Annotated in this window: 15 protein-coding genes; 3 read left to right on the top strand and 12 right to left on the bottom strand. The window is 43.6% G+C overall.

Annotation, left to right across the window (positions count from 1 at the left end):
• Positions 1-6: 6 nt before the first annotated feature.
• The 10 genes from mdtC to purM form a co-directional block, all read right to left on the bottom strand.
• A complete protein-coding gene (mdtC, locus tag PR675_RS06745; RefSeq protein ID WP_004920683.1) occupies positions 7-3,084 on the bottom strand; it encodes a multidrug efflux RND transporter permease subunit MdtC in 3,078 nt (1,025 codons plus the stop codon).
• Entirely contained in the window at positions 3,084-6,206 is a 3,123-nt protein-coding gene (locus PR675_RS06740; RefSeq protein ID WP_040133231.1) for an MdtB/MuxB family multidrug efflux RND transporter permease subunit, read from the bottom strand. Before PR675_RS06740 ends, mdtC begins: the two co-directional genes overlap by 1 nt.
• Positions 6,206-7,435: an MdtA/MuxA family multidrug efflux RND transporter periplasmic adaptor subunit gene (locus PR675_RS06735; RefSeq protein ID WP_004920679.1), complete on the bottom strand. Its 1,230-nt coding sequence runs from the start codon at positions 7,433-7,435 to the stop codon at positions 6,206-6,208. The genes PR675_RS06740 and PR675_RS06735 overlap by 1 nt, the downstream gene beginning before the upstream one ends.
• A gap of 273 nt (positions 7,436-7,708) precedes the next feature.
• Positions 7,709-9,064 (bottom strand): MFS transporter, encoded by a 1,356-nt coding sequence (locus tag PR675_RS06730; RefSeq protein WP_004920676.1) that lies wholly within the window; start codon positions 9,062-9,064, stop codon positions 7,709-7,711.
• Positions 9,065-9,661: 597 nt separating this feature from the next.
• The gene (mgtE, locus tag PR675_RS06725; RefSeq protein ID WP_004920674.1) at positions 9,662-11,122 is read right to left on the bottom strand and encodes a magnesium transporter; all 1,461 of its coding nucleotides are present in this window, start codon (positions 11,120-11,122) and stop codon (positions 9,662-9,664) included.
• 184 nt (positions 11,123-11,306) lie between these two features.
• Positions 11,307-12,836, bottom strand: coding sequence for an exopolyphosphatase (gene ppx, locus PR675_RS06720; RefSeq protein WP_004920671.1), 1,530 nt, complete (start codon positions 12,834-12,836; stop codon positions 11,307-11,309).
• Between the two features lie 6 nt (positions 12,837-12,842).
• A complete protein-coding gene (gene ppk1, locus PR675_RS06715; RefSeq protein WP_014656128.1) occupies positions 12,843-14,912 on the bottom strand; it encodes a polyphosphate kinase 1 in 2,070 nt (689 codons plus the stop codon).
• 183 nt (positions 14,913-15,095) lie between these two features.
• Positions 15,096-15,683, bottom strand: coding sequence for a spermidine N1-acetyltransferase (gene speG / locus PR675_RS06710; RefSeq protein WP_004920666.1), 588 nt, complete (start codon positions 15,681-15,683; stop codon positions 15,096-15,098).
• Between the two features lie 264 nt (positions 15,684-15,947).
• Entirely contained in the window at positions 15,948-16,583 is a 636-nt protein-coding gene (gene purN, locus PR675_RS06705; RefSeq protein WP_004920661.1) for a phosphoribosylglycinamide formyltransferase, read from the bottom strand.
• Positions 16,583-17,623 carry a phosphoribosylformylglycinamidine cyclo-ligase gene (gene purM / locus PR675_RS06700; protein WP_036940555.1) on the bottom strand — a complete coding sequence of 347 codons (1,041 nt, stop codon included), beginning with the start codon at positions 17,621-17,623 and terminating at the stop codon, positions 16,583-16,585. Before purM ends, purN begins: the two co-directional genes overlap by 1 nt.
• A gap of 439 nt (positions 17,624-18,062) precedes the next feature.
• Here purM and upp point away from each other — a divergent pair, with 439 nt between their 5' ends.
• The 3 genes from upp to hda all read left to right on the top strand — a co-directional run bounded on the left by upp (position 18,063) and on the right by hda (position 20,881).
• Positions 18,063-18,689, top strand: a complete 627-nt coding sequence (gene upp, locus PR675_RS06695) for a uracil phosphoribosyltransferase (RefSeq protein ID WP_004920648.1) — start codon at positions 18,063-18,065, stop codon at positions 18,687-18,689.
• A 66-nt stretch (positions 18,690-18,755) separates the two neighbouring features.
• Positions 18,756-20,057, top strand: coding sequence for a uracil permease (gene uraA, locus PR675_RS06690; protein WP_004920645.1), 1,302 nt, complete (start codon positions 18,756-18,758; stop codon positions 20,055-20,057).
• A 62-nt stretch (positions 20,058-20,119) separates the two neighbouring features.
• Entirely contained in the window at positions 20,120-20,881 is a 762-nt protein-coding gene (gene hda, locus PR675_RS06685; RefSeq protein WP_004920642.1) for a DnaA inactivator Hda, read from the top strand.
• A gap of 31 nt (positions 20,882-20,912) precedes the next feature.
• On the opposite strand, the gene arsC is transcribed toward hda, so the two are convergent.
• The gene (gene arsC / locus PR675_RS06680; protein WP_014656124.1) at positions 20,913-21,269 is read right to left on the bottom strand and encodes an arsenate reductase (glutaredoxin); all 357 of its coding nucleotides are present in this window, start codon (positions 21,267-21,269) and stop codon (positions 20,913-20,915) included.
• A gap of 12 nt (positions 21,270-21,281) precedes the next feature.
• A complete protein-coding gene (locus tag PR675_RS06675) occupies positions 21,282-22,745 on the bottom strand; it encodes a beta-barrel assembly-enhancing protease (protein ID WP_004920633.1) in 1,464 nt (487 codons plus the stop codon).
• Positions 22,746-22,875: the final 130 nt, after the last annotated feature.

Raw genomic sequence — 22,875 nt, 5'->3', positions numbered from 1 at the left:
AAGCCCTTATTCGTTTAGAGCTACCGCTTTTTTGGTATAGCGCTGTCTGAGTTGATCGAAACATAAATAGACGACCGGTGTTGTGAATAAGGTGAGTAGTTGACTCATCACTAAGCCACCAACAATAGTGATACCTAATGGTTGGCGTAACTCCGCGCCATCACCACTGCCTAAAGCAAGTGGTAGGGCACCAAAAATTGCTGCCAGCGTCGTCATTAAAATAGGCCTAAAGCGCAGTAAGCTCGCACGCAAAATCGCCTCACGTGCGGTTAAACCATGCTGACGTTGTGCTTGGATAGCAAAATCCACCATGATAATGGCATTTTTCTTCACAATACCAATCAGCAGCATAATGCCGATTAGAGCAATTAAACTAAATGGGGTATCAAATAACTCTAAGGCGAGGAGAGCACCGACCCCCGCCGAAGGTAGTGTGGATAAAATGGTCAGTGGATGAATATAGCTTTCATACAAAATGCCTAAAACAAGGTAGACAGTGACAATGGCCGCTAAAATTAAAAACAATTGTGATTTTAAGGTATCTTGGAATATCTGAGCCGTACCCGCAAAAGTGCCTCGTATTGTTGATGGCACACCAAGTGTGGTCATGGTTTTTTCGATAGCTGAAATGGCGTCATTGAGGGTATAACCTTCAGCGATGTTAAATGCGATAGTGGATGATGCCGATAACCCTTGGTGGTTAACACTCAAAGGGGCATTGGCGGGCTGCCAACGAGCAAAATAAGATAATGGAATAGCGTCTCCATGACTATTGATAACAAACATTTTGTCGAGAGAACTGACATCCTGAGTATATTCAGGCGCCACTTCCATCACCACCTTGTATTGGTTCATGGGTTCATAGATGGTGGATATTTGACGTTGTCCGAAGGCATTATTCAACAGGTCATTGGCGGCTCGCACATCAATACCAAGTTGGGCCATTAAATCCCTATCATAGGTAATGGCCATCTCAGCACCTTTATCCTCTTTATCTGAGTTTACATCAGTCACTTGCGGGAGTTCGGCAATGGCTTTACGTACCGCAGGCTCCCATTCACGTAACGCATTGAGTTCATCGGCAAGTAATGAAAACTGATAACTGGAATGCGCTTGACGACCACCAACACGGATATCTTGCACGGGCATCATAAATAAATTAGCTCCCGGCTCTTTAGCTAACTTAGCTCGAAGTCGGTTGATTACCGCGTTGGCACTCTCTTTACGTTCATCAATCGGTTTCAATGAGATAAACATGGAGCCGCTGTTTACACGGCTTCCGCCAGTAAAACCTGTCACGCTATCCACGGCAGGATCGGCATTCACTTGCTGCATAAAGCGCGTCATTTTCTCTTTCATTGCTTGGAATGAAATGCTTTGGTCGGCACGAACAAAGCCAAGTAAACGGCCTGTATCTTGTTCAGGGAAAAATGTTTTTGGGATAGCGATATACAAATAAATGTTCAATCCGATAGTGGCGAACAAGATAGCGAGTACACTGCGTTTATGAGACAGTACCCAATTTAATGTCGCACCGTAACCGTTTTGTATACGGTGTAAGTAGCCGCCGATAACACTCGTTTTTTCAGCCTGTTTGCCTTTGTGTCGTTTAAGCAAATGGGCGCACATCATGGGGGTGAGGGTCAGCGAAACGACCAGCGAGATGCCAATTGCCGTGGCGAGGGTAATCGCAAACTCACGAAATAGCCGGCCAACTAACCCCTCCATTAATAATAAAGGAATAAAAACGGCTACGAGGGAGATGCTCATTGAAACAACCGTAAAACCGACTTCACTCACCCCTCTGACCGCAGCAATAAAGGGTTTACAGCCATTTTCGATATGACGTGAAATGTTTTCGAGTACCACAATCGCATCATCGACAACAAAGCCTGTTGCGACGGTCAATGCCATTAATGACAAGTTATTTAAACTGAACCCGCAAAGATACATGGCAGTAAAGGTGCCAATGAGAGATACAGGAACCGCAATTGCAGGGATCAGGGTGGCGCGACCAGAGCGTAGAAATAACAACACAACTAATATGACTAACGCAATAGCGATCATCAATGCGCGCTCGACTTCAACGAGTGAAGCGCGGATCGTCGGCGTTCTGTCTTGCGCTACTTTTAGGTCAATCGCGGCAGGGATCATCTCTTGGAAGTCAGGAAGCTCTGCGCGAATGCGATTTACGGTTTCAATGATATTAGCTCCCGCTTCGCGACGGATGACAATCAAAATAGCGGGCTCACCACCTGACATCCCTGCTGCACGTACGTCTTGAACCGAATCTTTCACATTCGCTACATCACTGAGTTTGACGGCATTGCCCTCTTTGTAGTGGACGATGATAGGTTGATAGTCCACTGCTTTTTTTAGCTCATCATTGGTTTGTACCTGCCAGCGGCTGTCATCGTTGTTAATGTAGCCTTGAGGTTGGCGCACGTTGGCGCTACTGATTGCGGAGCGCACCTTATCTAAGGAGACGCCTTGATTAAATAGAGCCGTTGGATTGAGCTCAACACGTACCGCGGGCAGGGAGCCACCACCAACGGAGACTTCACTGACCCCTTCAATTTGCGCTATACGCTGTGATAAACGGGTTGATGCAATATCATAAATCTCACCTGTACTCATCGTCTTAGAGGTTAAGGTTAAGATCATAATAGGGGCGTCGGAAGGGTTCGATTTATAGTATCGAGGCTTGCTTGGCATTCCGCTCGGTAACAAGGTTTGTGCCGCATTTATCGCGGCTTGTACTTCACGGGCAGCGTTGTTAATGTCTTTATCAAGATTAAATTCGAGGGTGATGGTGGTACGACCAAGCGAACTGCTGGAGGTCATTTCACTGATACCCGCAATACTTCCCAATGAACGCTCTAACGGCGTTGCAATAGACGATGCCATGGTTTCTGGGGATGCCCCAGGAAGTGACGCTGTCACGTTTATTACGGGGTAGTCAACTTGTGGCAGTGGTGCAACGGGCAAAAAAATGAAGCTCAGTGCACCACATAGCGAGATTGCAACGCTAATCAGTGTGGTTGCAACAGGGCGACTAATGAATAAGGCAAAGAAACGCTTCATTATGACACCTGTTGTTTGCGACTTTGGCGGCGTGCTTTTAAGTTATTTGAAAGGCTATCAAATAACAGATAAATCACCGGTGTCGTAAATAGGGTTAAGATCTGACTCATAATCAGCCCTCCCACCATACAGATCCCAAGTGGTTGACGAAGCTCTGCACCTACGCCGCTACTGAGCATCAGCGGTAATGCGCCGAGCAGAGCCGCCATGGTGGTCATCAATATTGGGCGGAATCGTAATAAACAGGCTTGGTAAATAGCATCTTTAGGAGACATGCCTTGCTCACGTTCGGCGGCAAGTGCAAAGTCAATCATCATGATTGCGTTCTTTTTAACTATCCCGATTAACAAAATAATACCAATAACAGCAATTACATCTAATTCGCTGCCAGCCATCATCAGAGCTAATAATGCCCCTACGCCAGCAGTAGGGAGTGTTGAGAGGATGGTAATAGGATGAATAAAGCTTTCATATAAAATCCCAAGAACGATATACATGGCGATGATTGCGGCGGCAATTAACCAAACCGTACTACTCAGTGCGGCTTCAAACGCTAAAGTAGCGCCTTGGAACTGAGTCGTAATGGATTTTGGCATATTAATTTGCGCTTCTGCATTTTTCACCGCATTAACCGCAGACTCAAGAGACGCATCGTCAGCAAGATTAAACGAGAAGGTCGCTGCTGGGAACTGATCCAAATGGTTAATCGCAAGCGGCCCATAGCCTTCCTGAATATTGACTAACGTGCTTAATGGCACAATGGCGCCATCGGTGCCTTTGAGACGAATATCATTCAGGGCGTTAATACCATCGCGAGTTTGCGTATCATGCTCAATAATAACGCGGTACTGATTCGATTGGGTATAAATGGTCGAGATCATGCGTTGACCGAACGCATTGTATAGGGCGTTATCAATTGCAGCCATCGTGATACCAAAACGACTCGCCGTATCTCTATCAACATTAACGTAGGCGACAAGTCCTTTATCCTGCCAATCACTGCTGACATCCACTAACTCGGGCTGTTGTTTTAATTGGCTCAATAGCTTAGGCACCCAAAGAGAAAGTTCATCTAGCGAGCCTGCTTGCAGCGTAAATTGATATTGGGTGCGAGCCAATTGGGTATCAATCGTGAGATCTTGCATCGGTTGCAAATACAAATTGACCCCAGAAACGCTATCAGCTAAACGTTGCAAGCGTGGAATAATCGTATTGACGCGATCTGGACGTTCATCTAAAGGCTTCAAGGTAATTTGAATGCGCCCATTATTGAGAGTCGGATTGGTTCCATCTATCCCAACATAAGTGGTGATATTTTCTACCGCAGGATCAGACAGTAATTTTTCAGCCACTTCCTGCTGTTTCTGTGACATAGCCACAAAGGAGATGGATTGGCGGCTTTCAATGGTGCCTTGAATGATCCCGTTATCTTGTAATGGAAAGAAACCTTTCGGGATCCACATATACAGTAATACGGTTAAAACCAGCGTGCCGATAGCAACGGAAAGTGTTAGCCAGCGGTGATTTAATATCCGCTTTAACCAAATGGCATATCCTGCAATCATGCGGTCAAAAAAGCGCTCGCAGGCGATTTCAAAGCGGTTATGTTTATGCTCTGATTCAGGTTTTAACAAGCGAGCACACATCATTGGTGTGAGTGTCAAGGACACTACCGCCGAGATCAGAATGGCAACGGCAAGGGTGATGGCAAATTCCCTAAACAACCGACCAACAATATCGCCCATAAACAGTAATGGGATCAGTACTGCTACCAAAGAAAATGTTAATGAAATAATGGTAAAACCAATTTCTCCCGCGCCTTTTAAAGCGGCGACGACAGGCTTGTCACCTTGTTCAAGGTAGCGCGAAATATTTTCAATAACCACGATGGCATCATCGACCACAAACCCTGTGGCGATAGTGAGAGCCATCAAAGTGAGGTTATTGACAGAGAAACCACAGAAATACATGACGGCAAAGGTGCCGACAAGGGAAAGAGGAACGGCAATACCGGGAATGAGTGTCGCGATACCGTTGCGTAGGAACAGGTAGATCACCATGACAACCAGTGCAATCGCAAGCATTAATTCAAACTGCACATCGCTAACGGAGGCACGGATTGTGCTGGTTCTATCCGTTAAAATTTTCACATCCACCGATTTAGGCAGTGTTTCAATTAGCTCAGGAAGCAGGTTGCGAATGGTATCAGTGGTTTCGATAACGTTAGCGCCAGGTTGGCGTTGTACATTAATAACAATAGCCTGTTGTGCATTTGCCCACGCACCTAGATAGGCGTTTTCCGCCCCTTGCTCAATAGTGGCGATATCACCTAAACGGACGGGAGCACCGTTTTGAAAGGCCACAATTAAGCGGCGATAGTCCTCTAAGGATTTCATTTGGTCATTTGCAGAGAGGGTTACCGCGCGTGTTGGGCCATCAAAACTGCCTTTTGCTGAGTTGACGTTAGCATTGTTTATCGCGGTTCGGATCGTCTCGCTGTCTAATCCTTTTGCTGCCATCGCTTGTGGGTTTAAGTTCACTCGCACCGCTGGGCGTTGTCCACCCGCAAGGGTGACAAGCCCCACGCCATTGACCTGTGATATTTTTTGCGCAATACGGTTCTCAATCATGTCTTGAACTTGTGTCAAAGGCATGGCGTCAGAAGTGACGGCGAGAGTGAGTACCGGTGGATCCGCTGGGTTGACCTTATTGTAAATAGGCGGATAAGGTAAATCTGAAGGCAGTAAACTTGAGGCTGAATTAATGGCGGCCTGAACTTCCTGTTCTGCAACCTCCAAGGGGAGTGTTAGCTGGAACATCAAGGTGATCACAGATGCGCCCCCTGAACTTTGGGAAGACATTTGTTTTAGCCCAGACATCTGCCCAAACTGGGTTTCTAGCGGCGCGGTTACCGCGGATGTCATGACTTCAGGACTCGCTCCCGGATAGAGGGTGACCACTTGGATCGTTGGATAATCGACTTCCGGTAAAGCCGATACAGGTAGGAAACGATAGCCAATGATCCCTGCAAGCAGAATGGCTACCATAAATAAGGTGGTAGCGACTGGACGTAAAATAAATAAGCGGGAAGGGCCGCCACCTTTTTGGATCCCGGGTTGCATCAGGCTTTCTCCGCTGTATTTTTATTTTTTTGTGGTTTTGCGGATTTAGAAGCCGTTTCGGTGTTAACTACTTCCACGCTGGTGCCATCTGTTAAACGGTCGACACCGTCAGTAATCACTTTTGTATTTGCAGTTAGCCCACTTTCAATCACCACCTGCTGGCTATCTTGCATACCTACCGTCACAACATGTTTACTCACACGATTATCATCGTTCAGTACCCAAACATAATGACCTTCGTTACCCATCTGCAATGCCGCAGTAGGGATAACGACGGCATTTTGCAAGGTTTCGATCTGCATTTTGATATTCACAAATTGATTTGGAAATAAAGTTTGTAGCTCGTTCGTAAAACGTGCTTTCATTTTTAGTGTGCCAGTAGCAGGGTCTATCTGATTATCTATACTTAACAAATAGCCTTCGCTGATCATCGCGATATTATTTCTATCCCAAGCTTCCACTTTTACCGGTTGATTTGAGGACTGAGCTTTTTGTACGGCAGGAATGTCTCCCTCGGGAAGGGCAAAAAGCACATCAGCAGGTTGAGTCTGTGTGATAACCACGATTGGGGTTGCTGTGCCCGCAGAAATAAAATTACCGACGTCGACCTGTTTTAAACCAACACGGCCTGAAATAGGGGCTGTGATTTTACTGTAGGTTAATTGTAGCTTCGCATTATCAACGGCGGCTTGATCGACCTTAATACTGCCTTCTGCCTGTAAAACGAGCGCTTTTTGGTTATCTAGCTCTTGCTGTGAAATCACTTTTGTTCCCGCAAGCTTTTGATAACGATTTAAGTCTAATCGAGCATTTGCCAACGTCGCTTTATCTTTAGCCAGTTGGCCTTCTGCCTGAGCTAATTGGACTTCAAAAGGGCGAGGATCGATTTCAGCAAGCAAATCGCCCGCTTTTACCTGTTGCCCTTCGGTAAAATGCAAAGACATCAATTGCCCTTCAACACGGCTCGTGACCGTGACAACATTGGCAGCTTGTACTGTGCCGAGACCAGTTAAATAGCGAGGAACCACTTTTTCTTGCGCATTAGCGTATTGAACGGGGGCAAGCATACGGTGTGGCGCACTATTTGATCGTGTAGGACGAGCACTGTTTTGTGCTGTATCAGATGGCGTATTTTGAGAATAAAAATACCAACCGGCACCTGCAGCGACAATGATGGCAACGAAAATGGCTGAACGGGTTAGAGTGGTACGGCGTTTTTGTTTATTCATTTATATTTTCGCTTAATTCAAAGTCGAGTAAAAAAGCATCATATTATGATGATTAAATTAGCAGAGATGAACCTGCTATATAGTTAAAAATTAGTCAGTTGCGATATGTTAATAGTTTAGCGTGGGGGTTACACGTAAAAATGAAGGAAATATGAAAAAAACGTCAACTAGTGTGCAGAATCGGCAGATTAGTTGACTAACATTGTATAAAAAAACCTGTGGGAATTAATCACCACAGGTTTATACGTTAATGGATTAAAGAAATGAGGTCAATTAGCGAGTTGTACTGGTGTTTAATGCCCCTAATGTTTCTTTGTCTTGCTCAGCATTCACTGTCCATCCTTTCCATGCTAAAGGAATATAGGCGACAGCGACAGCCAGTAAAGAAACCGCGGCAACATAGTAGGCAGGTGCCATATGAGATTGTTGCAACCATGTTCCCGTTAACATTGGTGTCAGACCCCCAAAGACTGCATAGGCAATATTGTAGGCAAATGATAAGCCGGAATAACGGATTTCAGGTGGAAACGCGCGCGTACTGACAATTGGTGTCGTTGCAATCGCGCCAACAAAAAAGCCCATTAAGCCATAGTTAAAAATCAAAGTCGTTGCTGAAATCTCTGGCGACAAAGATGAATAAAAATACAATGCAGTCACCGCCAGACCACCCCATGACAAGGTCATTGAAGCGCGCGTTCCCATCTTATCGCCGAACCAACCCCAAAAAATACAGCCTAAAGTTAATGTCAATGTTGCTGCACAGTTAGCTTGTAAGGCGATATTTCGGTCAATTTGATAGATCCCTTGAAGCACGATATCAGGCGTCATCAAAATGGTTACAACGATGGCTGTTGATAATGACCATGTCAATGCCGCGGTGATCAAGCAGGCTTGTTTATGAGACTTCACAACAGTCTTAACGGGTAACTCATCCGCTAAAGCTTTTTTAGCAGCCAACTCTTTAAAAATAGGTGTCTCTTCCAAAAAACGGCGTAAATAAACAGAAATAAAGCCAAAAATACCACCAAGAATAAATGGAATACGCCATGCAAAGTCATGGATCTCTTGTGAGGTATAACTGTTCTCAATGATGATAGCGACGATAGACCCTAATAAAATACCGCCTGTGATACCAGAGGTTAATGTTCCAACACCGAGGCCGTAGCGCTGTTTTGGGGTATGTTCAGCGATAAATACCCATGCCCCAGGCATTTCACCGCCAATCGCGGCGCCTTGCATAATACGCATCAATAACAGCAATATTGGTGCGGCAGCGCCAATAGACGCATAGGTTGGTAAGAAACCGATCACGAATGTCGGGAATGCCATCATGAAAATACTGAGGGTGAACATTTTCTTACGGCCGAGTTTATCACCAAAGTGTGCCATGATGATGCCACCGAGTGGGCGCGCGAGATAACCGGCCGCAAACAAACCGAGCGTTGCCAAGAGGGCGAGAACTGCGTTACCACTAGGGAAAAAGAGTTGTGAAATAATTTTCGCGTAAAAAACGAAAATAACAAAATCATAAAATTCAAGAGTTCCACCTAAAGATGACAACCCTAATGTTTTATAATCCTCTTTTTTCAATGGCCTTGCCGAGGGCTGGCTGGTTGTTTGCGATGTCATAATATTATCCTTTTAAAATACCGAATATATTTTTTTGTTTTAAATTCGGAATAACAGCTATATTTACCGACTACGCGTCAGTAAATAATATTAAGTATGTGCAGATAAATGGTATAAAACGTTGGATGGAATAACCTAGTTAATACTCTGTATCTTTATGCATGCCCTCATTTATAGCAGGAAATTCCATATTTTGTAAACCGCAACTCTCAAAACAAGATGAATATTCTATTTGTATTATATTGATTGATTTTATCATCTATTGCTTAAAACAATAACATTATTTGATGTTAATAAATGATTTTTTGCAGCAGATCATATAGTTCTTTTTCAAAAAAGGCAGGGGAATTGGTTATTTCACATCTGTTTTCGCCGATTAATTCATCGATAAAGTAACAAATTATTAATTTGATTATTCGTAATTAATAATCTTAATAATAGTAATGAAAATTAAAAATAGCTGAAAAATGAAATAGCATTCATTGAGTCGTTATTTAGGAAATTTTCAGTCTAAATATGTCGGCAAAGGCGAGAAGGGCGGAATATTATCATTAGGCATACCCAGCGTATTATTTTCTGGGTATGCCAAGTAGGCGGTTAAACCAAGAACAGGGTGGCTAAGCCTAAGAAGATAAAGAAACCACCTGTGTCAGTGATAGCGGTGATCATTACACTGGAGCCGATGGCAGGGTCTTTACCAAGTTTAAGCATAATGAGAGGGATAAGTACCCCCATAATTGCCGCCATGAGTAAGTTTAAGATCATCGCGAGCGTCATTACGGCTCCCATTGCAAGGTCGCCATAGAGGAAATAGGTGATAACCCCCATGATCCCCCCCCAAACAACACCATTAATAAAGGCAACGCCTAGCTCTCTGAGCATTAAGAATGAGAAGCTTCCGGTTTGGATTTGGTGTAACGCAATCGCACGTACGATCATGGTAATTGTTTGGTTACCCGTATTCCCCCCAATACCTGCAACAATAGGCATTAAGGTGGCTAAGGCAACCAATTGGGAAATGGTATCTTCGAATACCCCAATCACCCGTGATGCGACGAACGCAGTACACAGGTTGATGGCTAGCCATGTCCAACGCGTTTTGACGGCTTGACCGACAGGGGCGAACACGTCTTCTTCAGGGCTTAACCCCCCCATACGACGGATGCTGTTATCGTTTTCTTCATTTAAGTTATCAACGATATCTTCAACGGTTAAACGACCCATCAATAGACCACTGCTGTCAACCACCGCGGCGGAGATCAAGTCATAACGTTCGAACGCACTGGCTGCATCTTCGCCTTTTTCATCTGGCAAGAAAGTGACCGTGTCTGTTTTCATCACGTCAGCCACAATCCGCTCAGGGGATTGCGTTAATATGGTTGTTAGAGGTAATTCACCCTGCAAATAGTTATTATTGTCGACAACAAAGATTTTATCTGTTGCTTCTGGAATTTTACCGCGCTGGCGTAAATAGCGTTGAACGGTTTTTAGCGTGACATTTGGACGTACGGTGACAAATTCGAAATCCATCATTTGACCGACGCTGTCTTTTGCATATTGCAGAACTTCACGAATACGACTTCGTAAGCTTGGATCAAGGTAGGTCAATAACCTACGCATGGTATCTTGTGGTAAATGCTCTGCAATATACGCTTGTTCATCAACATGTAGGTTAGCAACAGCGCGTAGAAGTTCCCTGTCAGACATATCCTTAATCAGGCTATCCCAAACAGCGACAGAAGCTTCGACTAACACCTCACCGCGTTCGGTGTTATCGATCAGATGCCAAAGTGCGAGACGTTCATCATAAGGCAACATCTCTAAAATATCGGCGATATCCGCGGCATGTAAGTCAATCAATAATTCTTTTACAGCATTGATTTTTTCACTTAATGCTTTATCACTCAAACTAACATGTTGGTCGTGCTCAATCAGAGCTTGGACGAACTCCTCGTCATCCAAAAATAGTGTTAGGATTTGCTGGCGGATATAGGCCAGTTTTTGAGAGTGCGGATTGATTGTTTGTACCGCATCGGTTGAAAAAGCAGTTTGTGACATTTTAATCCTTAAAGCTTTATAGGCACTTTTGTACCTTTTATGGGTCCATTTACAAATAAATACCTTTATTTTGCCATTTATTGTCCATTAACCCAAATAAATATTAATAATTATAACAAATGGGCGAAAACCGATTCATTATGAGTAGTGCAAAAAAACGCCATGTAGTGTATTAATATTATAACTAATTTGGCTCTTCGCGGATGTCTAATTTCCAGCCAGGGACATCCTCCCAGTAAGCGCTTTCTTTCTCAAGATCGAGCTGCATCAACGCATTCTGAGTCAAATACTGGGCAGGTAGATACAGTGTCCAGTGGCCATCATCGGTTTCTAAGCGTAATGATGATGGGGTAGTTGTTGATTGTCTTTGATTATTCAGAAGTATTGATAAGCGTAAAATTTGTATCAAGGGTAAAAATTGTTTTCTTTTATATAAATTAAATTTAGGGATATCATCAAATTTAATAGCACGCCGATGGTTACGAACCAGTGTTGCAAGTAATAGCTGTTGCTCCTGATTAAACCCCGGTAACGTAGTATTTTGCAAAATATAGGCGGAGTGGCGATGTAACCCACTTTGGTTGATATGTAGACCGACCTCATGCAGCATAACCGCCCAAATAAGGATAGACTCAAGTTGCGGGTTGGCTAACTTTGGATTTTGCTGGCTCCATTGGTGATACAGCTCCTCCATGGTTTTTAATACACGTCTAGCTTGCTCTCTATCGATATTATAATGCTCGGCAAGGCTAAGTGCCGTACGTTGGCGAATGTCTTGATGACGGAAACGGCCTTCCATTTCATAAAGCACCCCTTCACGCAATGCGCCATCTGAGAGCCGTAACTCTTTAATCTCTAATGTATCAAAGACAGCACATAAAATGGCTAATCCGGGCACAAAAACATGTTTACGTTCAACGGATAAACCCGGTAGATCCACTGCCGAAAAGGTTTTATATTTCAGCGCCATTTGCTTAATTTTTTCTAGCCGATCACGCGTAATGATGCCGTCGCGCTCACCCATTTCAACAATCACGGCATGAGCCGCTTTAATCGTACCTGATGCCCCCATGGCAACATCCCAGTGCATACGCTTAAATTTTGTGGCGGTTTGCTCAAGTTTTAAGCAGGCCGTGAGGTAGGCTCGGTTGAAATTATCTGCCGTAATGGTTTCATTGGGAAAATAGTTACGTGCAAAGCTGACACACCCCATACGGCGGCTATCAATTAATAATGGTTCGAATTTCTCGCCAATGACTAATTCTGTTGAGCCACCACCAATATCTATTACCAGTTTACGGCCTTTTTCAGGCTGGGTGTGTTCCACCCCCATAAAAATCAAACGTGCTTCTTCTTGCCCAGAAATAATTTCAATGGGATAGGGAATTATTTTTTTTGCACGGTTCAAAAACTCTTCAACATTGGTTGCAACACGCAAAGAGTGAGTGCCTACGATACAGACGTTTTCTTCTGTAAAACCTTGTAGGCGTTCGGCAAAAAGCGCAAGGCAAGCCAAACCGCGTTCCATGGCTTCTTCACTAAGCTCATTGGTATCACTTAATCCGTCAGCAAGGTGTACCCGTTTTTTTAAACGCGTCAGGATTTGCAGTGCACCGTTGACAATACGTGCAATCACCATATGAAAGCTGTTAGAACCAAGGTCGATAGCCGCAATTTCTTGAGGCCTAGGCGTCGATATATTAGTTAATGGCATAGTATGTTAGGACCTTGTCTCAGGCGTTTCGAGTGATTTCAAATAGTCGTATATAGCAAGTTGCGCCTGAATTTTGCGCTTATTACCGCGGGGAACATAATGATTACTGAGATCTTTGTCAACATAACGTGCCTTGACGGTATCGTTAAATTGGAGCTCAAGGATATCTAAAACCCGTTGTTTGAGCCGGTCATCGACTAAGCGCACCGCCACTTCAATACGGTAATCAATATTTCGAGTCATCCAATCTGCCGAGGAGATAAAGACTTTTTCATCACCCGCATTAGTAAAGACATAAACGCGGTCATGCTCCAAAAAGCGGTCAACAATACTGGTGACTTGAATGTTTTCACTGTAGCCCGGTTGCCCTGCAACAAGTGAACACATCCCTCTTACTAGTAGACGAATTTTAACACCCGCATTGGAAGCATCATACAGTTTATCAGTCAGTTCTTTATCAACCAGATTATTAATTTTTAAGGTGATCCCACTGGGAAGCCCCGCTTGCGCATTAGCAATTTCTTGGTCAATTAGCGCATTGAGGCGGATCCGTGTATTTTGTGGTGAAACCATTAAATTATCAAAGGTGACAGGACGATATGGGTTTTCAATAAAGCTAAATACCCGACGAACCTCATTGGTGATCTGTTCATTTGCTGTTAACAACGAGTAATCAGTATAGAGGCGCGCGGTTTTTTCATTAAAGTTACCTGTACCGATATGGGCATAACGAATAATTTCGCCGTCTTCCATTCGCGAAATAATAAAGAGTTTCGCATGGATTTTCAGACCCGGGGCCGAGAAAATGACGTGGACCCCAGCCTCTGTCAGCCGTTTCGCCCAATGAATATTCGCTTCTTCATCGAATCGAGCCTGTAATTCAACCACAACAGTGACTTTTTTGCCGTTATGGGCTGCATGGATCATCGAATCAATAATGCGTGAATCTTTTGCCACACGATAAATATTGATCTTGATAGATAATACGCTGGGATCAAATGAGGCTTGCCTGAGCAACTCGAGCGTGTGCTCAAAGGTGTAATAAGGGTAGTAGAGCAGCACATCGCGTTCGCGAATGGCATCAAAACCGTTACGGAAGTTATCAAACCAGCGGTGGCGTAATCGTGGCAATGGTTTGTTTAAAAGGGTTTTATTGCCTTCGTTGGGGAAGTTAATAAAATCTTTAAAATTGTGGTAACGCCCGCCCGCAATAACTGAGTCATCATTGGATAATCCCAGTTTTTCACGTAAGACGGCAACCATTTCATCAGGCATATCGCGCTGATAAACAAAACGGACAGGCTCTGCGGTTAAGCGCTGTTTTAATGTCGATGACATGATTTCCAGTAAGCTTGATTCCATTTCGGTGGCGATGTCATATTCCGCATCGCGGGTCATTTTCATGGAATAAGCGTTTAATTCATCATAATCAAAGAAGCCCTTGAAGATTTCATCCAAGGTATAGCGCAAAATGTTGTCGATAAGCACCATTGATTTGCGCCGTTTGGGCATTTCCGGTGGCAGATTGACAAACCGAGGCACCTTGTCAGAGGGGATCTCTAACAGAGCATATTGCACATTACCGCCGTTAATAATTTCAACAGCCAGATAGGTATAGTCATCTTTGAGAAACTCGACTAGGTTGGTATCTGGATTAATCAAAATAGGGGTAATGTGTTGGCGCAAATGTTGGCGAAAGTATTGACGTAACCAAATTTGTTGGCGGGGCGATATTTGCCGCTCGTTAATTAAGAAAATTTGGTTGCGCGCCATTTCAAGCAAAAGGTCGTTATAGAGAATGTCGAACTCTTGATCTTGCTTGGCTACTTTATTTTGAATGCGCTTAAGTAGGTGGCGTGCACCGCTGGCGGAGCCACGCTCCTCATTGATTAAGATACGCCGTTTCACGTCTGCAAAACGGACTTTGTAGAATTCATCTAGGTTATTGGAATAAATGCCCAAAAAGCGCATACGCTCGATAAGAGGATTTCGCTTATCTGCTGCTTCTTGTAAAACGCGTTCGTTAAAAGCAAGCCAGCTTAACTCTTTTTCGTGGTATAGGCGTTCTTGGGACATTGTTGCTCCATATTGTACTAAATACATAAACTTAAAGGTGTATAACCTAGCGACAGCACACCTTAAGTTTTCGCCATATTATGGCTATTTTTATTCGCATGAGTTACAGATTTCTGTATTTCTCTGGCGACACATTTATCTTGTGTTTAGTTGCACCTCAAATAACGTCGCGAGGATAGAGCACTAAACTTGCTGTTTGATGGTCGCATGCGGGCTGACAACACTTTCAGGATGCGTTGACTGTGCTTTACTCGCAAAATATTGGTGCTGGAAAATGCACATACGGATCGCGGTATGATAACGTCCGTTGACAAAAAACTCGTCAATTAGTTCGCCTTCTGTGTGGAAGCCCAGTTTATTATAAATGTGGATAGCTTTGATATTTTCTTTATCTACAATGAGGTAAAGCTTATATAGATTGAGCACAGAAAAAGCGTAATCCATAGCCAATTTCGCAGCGCGAGTTGCATAACCGTGGCCTTGATGGCTTGGTGCGATGATGATCTGAAACTCAGAACGACGGTGAACATAATCGATTTCCACCAATTCAACTAAGCCGACTTTTTCACTGTCATTTTCAACAATAAAACGCCGCTCTGATTGGTCATGAATATGTTTATCATAAAGGTCACTCAGCTCGACGAAAGCCTCATAAGGCTCTTCAAACCAGTAGCGCATAACACTGGCATTATTATCAAGTTGGTGGATAAACGCTAAATCTTCACGTTCAAGTGGGCGCAACCTAAACGGATGAACTTGCCCGGTCGTCATATAACACCTCAGTTTTGTTTAAAAAGTAGATAGTTAATTATCGATTTTGCAGATCATCACGATAAATAACAGAGCAAATTTATTTTCACTCTCAGTTGATAAGGATACCACTAATTTACGATAAAATAATGACACAAAGCAGTGACTCTTTCTAACTGGTGAAGATTAATGCACTTTATTTATACTGCGACTTTTCGTGAACAGCAAAAAGGGCAGAGATTTCTCTTTGCCCTCAACATAAATCAATGTGGAAATAACCAAGTGTTATTCATTTACATAGCCTTGGGGCGGTAAACACTGACCATCTAAGTAAGCATGGTTGCCGACCATGGCCAAACGACCACTGACGAACCATTGCACAACTTGGGGGTAAATATTGTGCTCTTGCGCCTTTACCCGCTCAATGACCTCTTTTTCGGTATCATCCGGGAAAATAGGAACTTTGGCCTGTAAGATCACTGGGCCGCCATCCAACTCCTCGGTAACAAAATGCACTGATGTTCCATGCTCGCTATCGCCGTTTTCTATCGCTTTACGATGGGTGTGTAGGCCCGGATATTTAGGCAATAGAGAAGGGTGGATATTGAGCATTCTTCCTGCATAGTGTTTAACGAAGCCCGCAGTCAAAATTCGCATAAATCCAGCTAACACAACCAAATCAGGCTGATATTCGTCAATCATCCCCATTAGTGCAGCATCATATGCTTCGCGGTTAGCAAAAGCGCTCGCGCTGAGTGATAAGGCTGGGATCCCAGCCTTCTGCGCACGAATAAGCCCGTAAGCCTCAGGTTGATTACTGATCACTGCCACAACTTGCGCTTGAAGATCATGCGAAGTGGCATCCATCAGCGACTGTAAATTACTGCCGCTGCCTGAGATAAGCACGACGATTTTTTTCATTAGCGGATAACAACCTGCTCTTCACCAGCAGGTAATTCAGCAATGGTACCTATCTGCCATGCGGTTTCACCTAAACCATTAAGTAAAGTGAGTGCCGCATCGACTTCAGCTTGTGGCAGCGCGATGATAATACCGACACCACAGTTAAATGTGCGATACATTTCGTGAGTGGTCACGCTGCCCGCCGTTTGTAGCCAATTGAATACCGCCGGCCACTGCCAGCTATTTTCATCGATTTGTGCTTGGGTGTTTTCAGGTAATACACGAGGAATATTTTCCCAGAAACCACCACCTGTAATGTGCGCGATGGCGTGAATATCGCATTTTTCAATCAGCGCTAATACATTTTTAACGTAAATACGTGTAGGCGCTAACAGGTGATCTGCCAGTGATTGGCCTTCCAGTTGCGTGACCTCTGGGTTAGTTTGACTGACTTCTAAAATTTTGCGGATCAAAGAGTAGCCGTTAGAGTGAGGACCGCTTGAGGCGAGGGCGATCAGCGCATCACCAGCACTGACTTTGCTACCATCAATGATCTCGGCGCGTTCGACCACACCAACGCAGAAACCCGCTACATCGTAATCGTCACCATGGTACATGCCAGGCATTTCAGCGGTTTCACCCCCCACGAGGGCACAACCTGATTGTTTACAACCTTCTGCGATACCTGTGATCACGCTGGTGGCAGTATCAACATCTAGCTTACCTGTTGCGTAGTAATCAAGGAAAAATAGAGGCTCAGCACCTTGGACAATTAAGTCATTAACACACATCGCCACTAAATCGATACCGATAGTGTCATGACGGTTTAGGTCCATCGCGAGGCGTAGTTTAGTGCCTACACCATCTGTACCTGAAACTAAAACAGGCTCACGGTATTTTTGTGGCAGGGAACATAATGCGCCAAATCCGCCTAATCCTCCCATAACTTCTGGTCGGCGAGTTTCTTTCACTACACCTTTAATTCGATCAACCAATGCGTTACCTGCATCAATGTCAACACCGGCATCTTTATAGCTGAGAGAGGTTTTATCAGTCACTACGGCCCCCAAGGCAATTGCGTTTCGGAAAATAAACTTCAATAAATACTATTCTAACAGGCAAAGCAAACGTTTGCGATAGCTTTGTGAATGAAAAAATGAGGGGATTTTGGTTGGTGGGAAATAAGGCATTGCCGTTATCTGGTTCCTGCTTTTTATGGCAAGAATTTATGTCTATCACATTAGGGTAAAATAATGGGATACATCTATAATCTTAAATTGAGATTGGTGTGCGTATTTATCATGGCATTGATATTGCTGCCATGTTCAATCAAACAGATAAAATAGTGGTGGATATACTTACAGTGTAATAATAAAAATAGGTTATTTCTGATTGTTTTGACATCAATCAAACGCTGCCTAGTGGCATCTTCTGTAAAAAGAGTTATAATTCCGCGATTTTTTTGTGCGCTGGCGACTAAAATAGTAGGAGAATCCCATGAAGATCGTTGAGGTAAAACACCCTCTCGTTAAACATAAACTCGGCCTGATGCGAGATCATGATATAAGCACTAAACGCTTTCGTGAACTGGCCTCAGAGGTTGGTAGCCTACTGACTTATGAAGCAACCGCTGACCTAGAAACTGAGAAAGTCACCATTGAAGGTTGGTGTGGTCCTGTAGAAATAGAGCAAATAAAAGGGAAAAAAATCACTGTCGTACCTATCCTTCGTGCCGGTATTGGTATGATGAACGGGGTTTTAGAAAGCATTCCAAGCGCACGTATCAGTGTGGTGGGTGTTTATCGTGATGAAGAAACCTTTAAACCTGTCTCTTACTTCCAGAAATTAGTTTCAAACATTGATGAGCGTATGGCGTTGGTTGTTGACCCAATGTTAGCAACGGGTGGTTCAATGATTGCAACTATCGATCTATTAAAAGGCGCAGGTTGTAAATCTATTAAAGTACTCGTACTTGTTGCTGCTCCTGAAGGAATTGCAGCATTAGAAGCTGCCCATCCAGATGTTGAGCTATATACCGCGTCTATTGATCAATATTTAAATGAACACGGGTATATTGTTCCTGGGCTAGGTGATGCTGGCGATAAGATATTTGGTACTAAATAATAATTAGCCGACTTTAGAAGTCGGCTTTTTTTTGATTATAAAAATACATTAAGGGGATGAAAAGAAATGACACGTCGTGCAATTAGTGTTGAAGAAAGGCCACCATTATTACAAACCATACCGCTTAGTTTTCAACATCTGTTTGCCATGTTTGGCGCGACTGTAATTGTACCGATCTTGTTTGGTGTTAACCCAGCAACTATTTTGCTGTTCAATGGGATTGGCACCTTACTTTATTTATTTATTTGTAAAGGGAAAATTCCTGCCTATTTAGGGTCGAGTTTTGCTTTTATTTCACCAGTCATGATTTTGCTACCACTCGGTTATGAACTTGCATTGGGTGGCTTTATTATTTGCGGAATACTGTTTTGCATTGTGGCCTTGATTGTTAAGGTGGCGGGTCGAGGCTGGATTAACGTCATGTTTCCTCCTGCTGCGATGGGAGCGATTGTCGCGGTTATTGGCCTCGAATTGGCTCAAACGGCCGCCGGTATGGCAGGGTTACTGCCAAAAGAAGGGGTCGCGGTAGATCCTAATACGTTAATTATTTCTATCACAACACTGTCAGTGACTATTTTGTGTGCTGTCGTGTTCCGCGGGTTCTTATCCATCATTCCTATTTTGATTGGTTTCTTAGTTGGTTACGCTTTATCCTATTTTATGGGCATTGTGGACTTTACGCCTGTTATTGAAGCACCATGGTTTGCAATTCCAACGTTTTATACGCCACGTTTTGAATGGTTCGCTATTTTGACTATTCTACCTGCCGCATTAGTCGTTATTGCTGAACATGTAGGCCACTTGGTGGTAACTGCAAATATTGTTGAGCGTGACTTATTGAAAAACCCTGGCTTACATCGCTCAATGTTTGCAAACGGTTTCTCTACGGTGTTGTCAGGGTTCTTTGGTTCAACACCTAATACCACCTACGGTGAAAATATTGGTGTAATGGCGATCACTAAGGTGTATAGCTCTTGGGTCATTGGTGGGGCAGCAATCATCGCAATTTTACTTTCTTGTGTGGGGAAATTAGCGGCGGCGATTCAGTTAGTGCCAGTACCTGTGATGGGAGGGGTGTCTTTGCTGCTTTATGGGGTGATCGGGGCTTCAGGTATTCGTGTGCTAATCGACTCTAAAGTTGACTACAATAAACCCCAAAACTTGATCTTGACCTCTGTGATCTTGATTATTGGTGTTAGTGGTGCGGTTATTCATATTGGTCAAGCCGAATTGAAAGGCATGGCATTGGCAACCATCGTGGGTATTGTCATGGCACTATTATTCCGTTTTATCACTTTTGTTCGTCCTGAAAAGCAGTTTGTAACCTCAGATATCGAAGAAGTTGATACGAAACATTCCACGAAATAAAACAGTTGTCTCATTGCCGATGTGATGAAAGCATCGGCAATTAAGTTTCTTCTTGTTCATTTATGCTTGAAATTTATGGTAAACTTGCAAGTGTTAATTGTTTTGCACAGTCAGAGGTGCTTCTGAACACACCATCGCAACTTTCACTACCACTGTATCTACCCGATGACGAAACGTTTGCCAGCTTTTATGCAGGCGAAAATGAGGCGTTGCTATCTGCTATTAAACTCGCCATTAACCAATCGCATGGTAGTTATATTTATTATTGGTCTCGTGAAGGGGGCGGTAAGAGTCACCTACTGCATGCCGCATGCGCTGAATTATCAGAACAAGATATGGCCGTGGGCTATGTTCCGCTTGATAAGCGTGCCTATTTTGTACCTGAAGTCCTTGATGGGATGGAACACCTTTCACTGGTTTGTATTGATAATATTCAATGTATCGCAGGCGATCCTGAATGGGAAATGGCCGTTTTCAATTTGTATAATCGCATTTTAGAAATTGGTCGAACTTGTTTGCTGATCACCGGTGATAGACCACCAAGACAAATCGATCTCTCACTGCCTGATTTAGCCTCTCGGTTGGATTGGGGGCAGATTTATAAACTCCATCCACTTAGCGATGAAGATAAAATTTGTGCGCTACAATTGCGGGCAAGAATGCGAGGGTTTGAATTACCCGAAGATGTATGCCGTTTTGTATTAAAACGGTTAGATAGAAAAATGGGAACATTGTTTGATATTTTGAACAAACTGGATCATGCCTCGATCGTTGCACAACGCAAACTGACTATCCCGTTTGTTAAAGATATCCTCCAATTATAAAGGCAGTGATCCACTGCCTTTTTTTGAGCCATTAGAGAACATCAAGAACCTGCTCTGGCGGGCGACCTAATTTTGCCGTTTTCCCTTTGACAACAATAGGGCGCTCAATTAATTTTGGGTTATCATGCATGGCTTGAATTAATTGCTCTTGCGTTAAAGCGTCGTTTCCAAGACCCAATTCTTTGTAGATATCCTCTTTGCTACGCATTAATTGCCGTGCATCAGAGAAGCCTAATGCCTTTAATAACCGTTTGATTTCAGCAACGCTAGGGGGATTTTTTAAATACTCAACGATTGTTGGTGTGACCCCTTTAGATTCTAATAATGCAAGCGTTTCACGGCTTTTAGAGCAACGAGGGTTATGATAAATGGTAATTGTATCCGTCATGGTCATCATTCCTTACGGTTTAGCTTTACTGTCTCTTAATTGTAATTTTCTTAGCTCATCTATGCGAGCATCATAGCGTTGTTGCTCATAACTTCCCAGACGACTTTTTCGACTCGCTTCGCTGAGATAATTAATCGCGTTATCATAGTTACCTCGAAGCGCCATACCTTCTGCATAAGCGGCTAGCTCTTCATTACGCTTACCTGATTTCGCCGAGGCTTCAGCTAACAGATCCCAACCATTAGGATCCTCGGGATAATTGAAGGTATATTTGTTCAGTAATGAAATAGCCGTTTGATACTGCTTATTGTTAATTAAAGCGTTGGCAAGGTTGATTTGTAATACGGGGTTGCTTGGTGATTTTTTTAATGCATTTTGTAAACGAGTCACCGCTTGGGCTGCACGATTTTGCTCAATATCCAAATCTGTCATAACATCGATAAACCAAGGATTATCGGGTTGTTTTTCCAGTAGGTTGCTCATGATCTTGGTCGCTTCGGCATATTTCTTATCTTGCGATAACTTCAAAGCACGACCATAGTCAGCCGCTATCCTTTCTTGAGGAGTGCCTCGACTATAATTATCCAGAATTTGATCTAATGCATGCTGTTGTCCTGACGTATACATGGATAAAATACGAACACGGGCTAGCATAAAGTCTTCTGATGAAGGTATGGTAACCTTTGGATACTGATTAGAGCGGTTACGCGCATCCGCTAAACGGCTATCTGGTAGTGGGTGAGTCAGCAATATTTCAGGGGGTTTTGACATATAGCGGGTTTGATCTGACATCACTTGCATAAAGTCGGCCATAGAGTGAGGATCAAAACCTGCTCGCCTTAAGGTCTGTAAGCCAATACGGTCTGCTTCTTGCTCGTTGGCTTGAGTAAAACTGATCATTCCTTGTTGGACGCCTGCCATGGTTCCCGTTAAAGCGGCGAACCCTGCTTGTGGGTTTGCCATAACTAATAATAACGACCCAATCGTACCGGCAATCGCAAGGGGAGTGGTGCTTTTTTGGTCTTCCATCATGCGTGCTAAGTGACGCTGCGTTACGTGAGAAATTTCGTGTGCCATGACAGAAGCTAATTGGCTCTCATTTTGGCTATAGCGAAATAGTGCGGAGTGCAGCACCACATTACCCCCAAAATAGGCATAGGCGTTAATATTGGGGTTATTCACCAAATAGAATTTAAAGGGCGTTCTCACGGAGTCGGCACTTTTCACTAACCGCATCCCCAGCTTATTGATGTATTGATTAAGCAGTGGGTCGTAAATCAATGGTGTACTGGCACGGATCTGGCGAGTGATAGCATCACCCATAATAATTTCTTGATTGATGCTCAGTGTACCACCCGCTGTCGTACCGATATCAGGAAGTGTGTCCTCAACGGCACTGTAAGCAGGGAGCACAGCGCCGTTGACGCACGCGGCTATCAATAAAACTAGAAGTGGATTTTTCAGTTTTTTATTCATGAAACAATTGCATCCCGTACAACGATTAATTTTGAGATCAATCCATGATAGCAAAAGCTACCGAAATGTCTGTTAATTGGTATAATTTTCGATAATTTAGGAACTGTCTTTAAAGCATTAATTTCCAAGG

The sequence above is a fragment of the Providencia sp. PROV261 genome (genome assembly GCF_028477945.1).
Classification (GTDB): Bacteria; Pseudomonadota; Gammaproteobacteria; order Enterobacterales; family Enterobacteriaceae; genus Providencia; species Providencia stuartii.
This window is presented reverse-complemented; position numbering and strand designations above follow the sequence as displayed.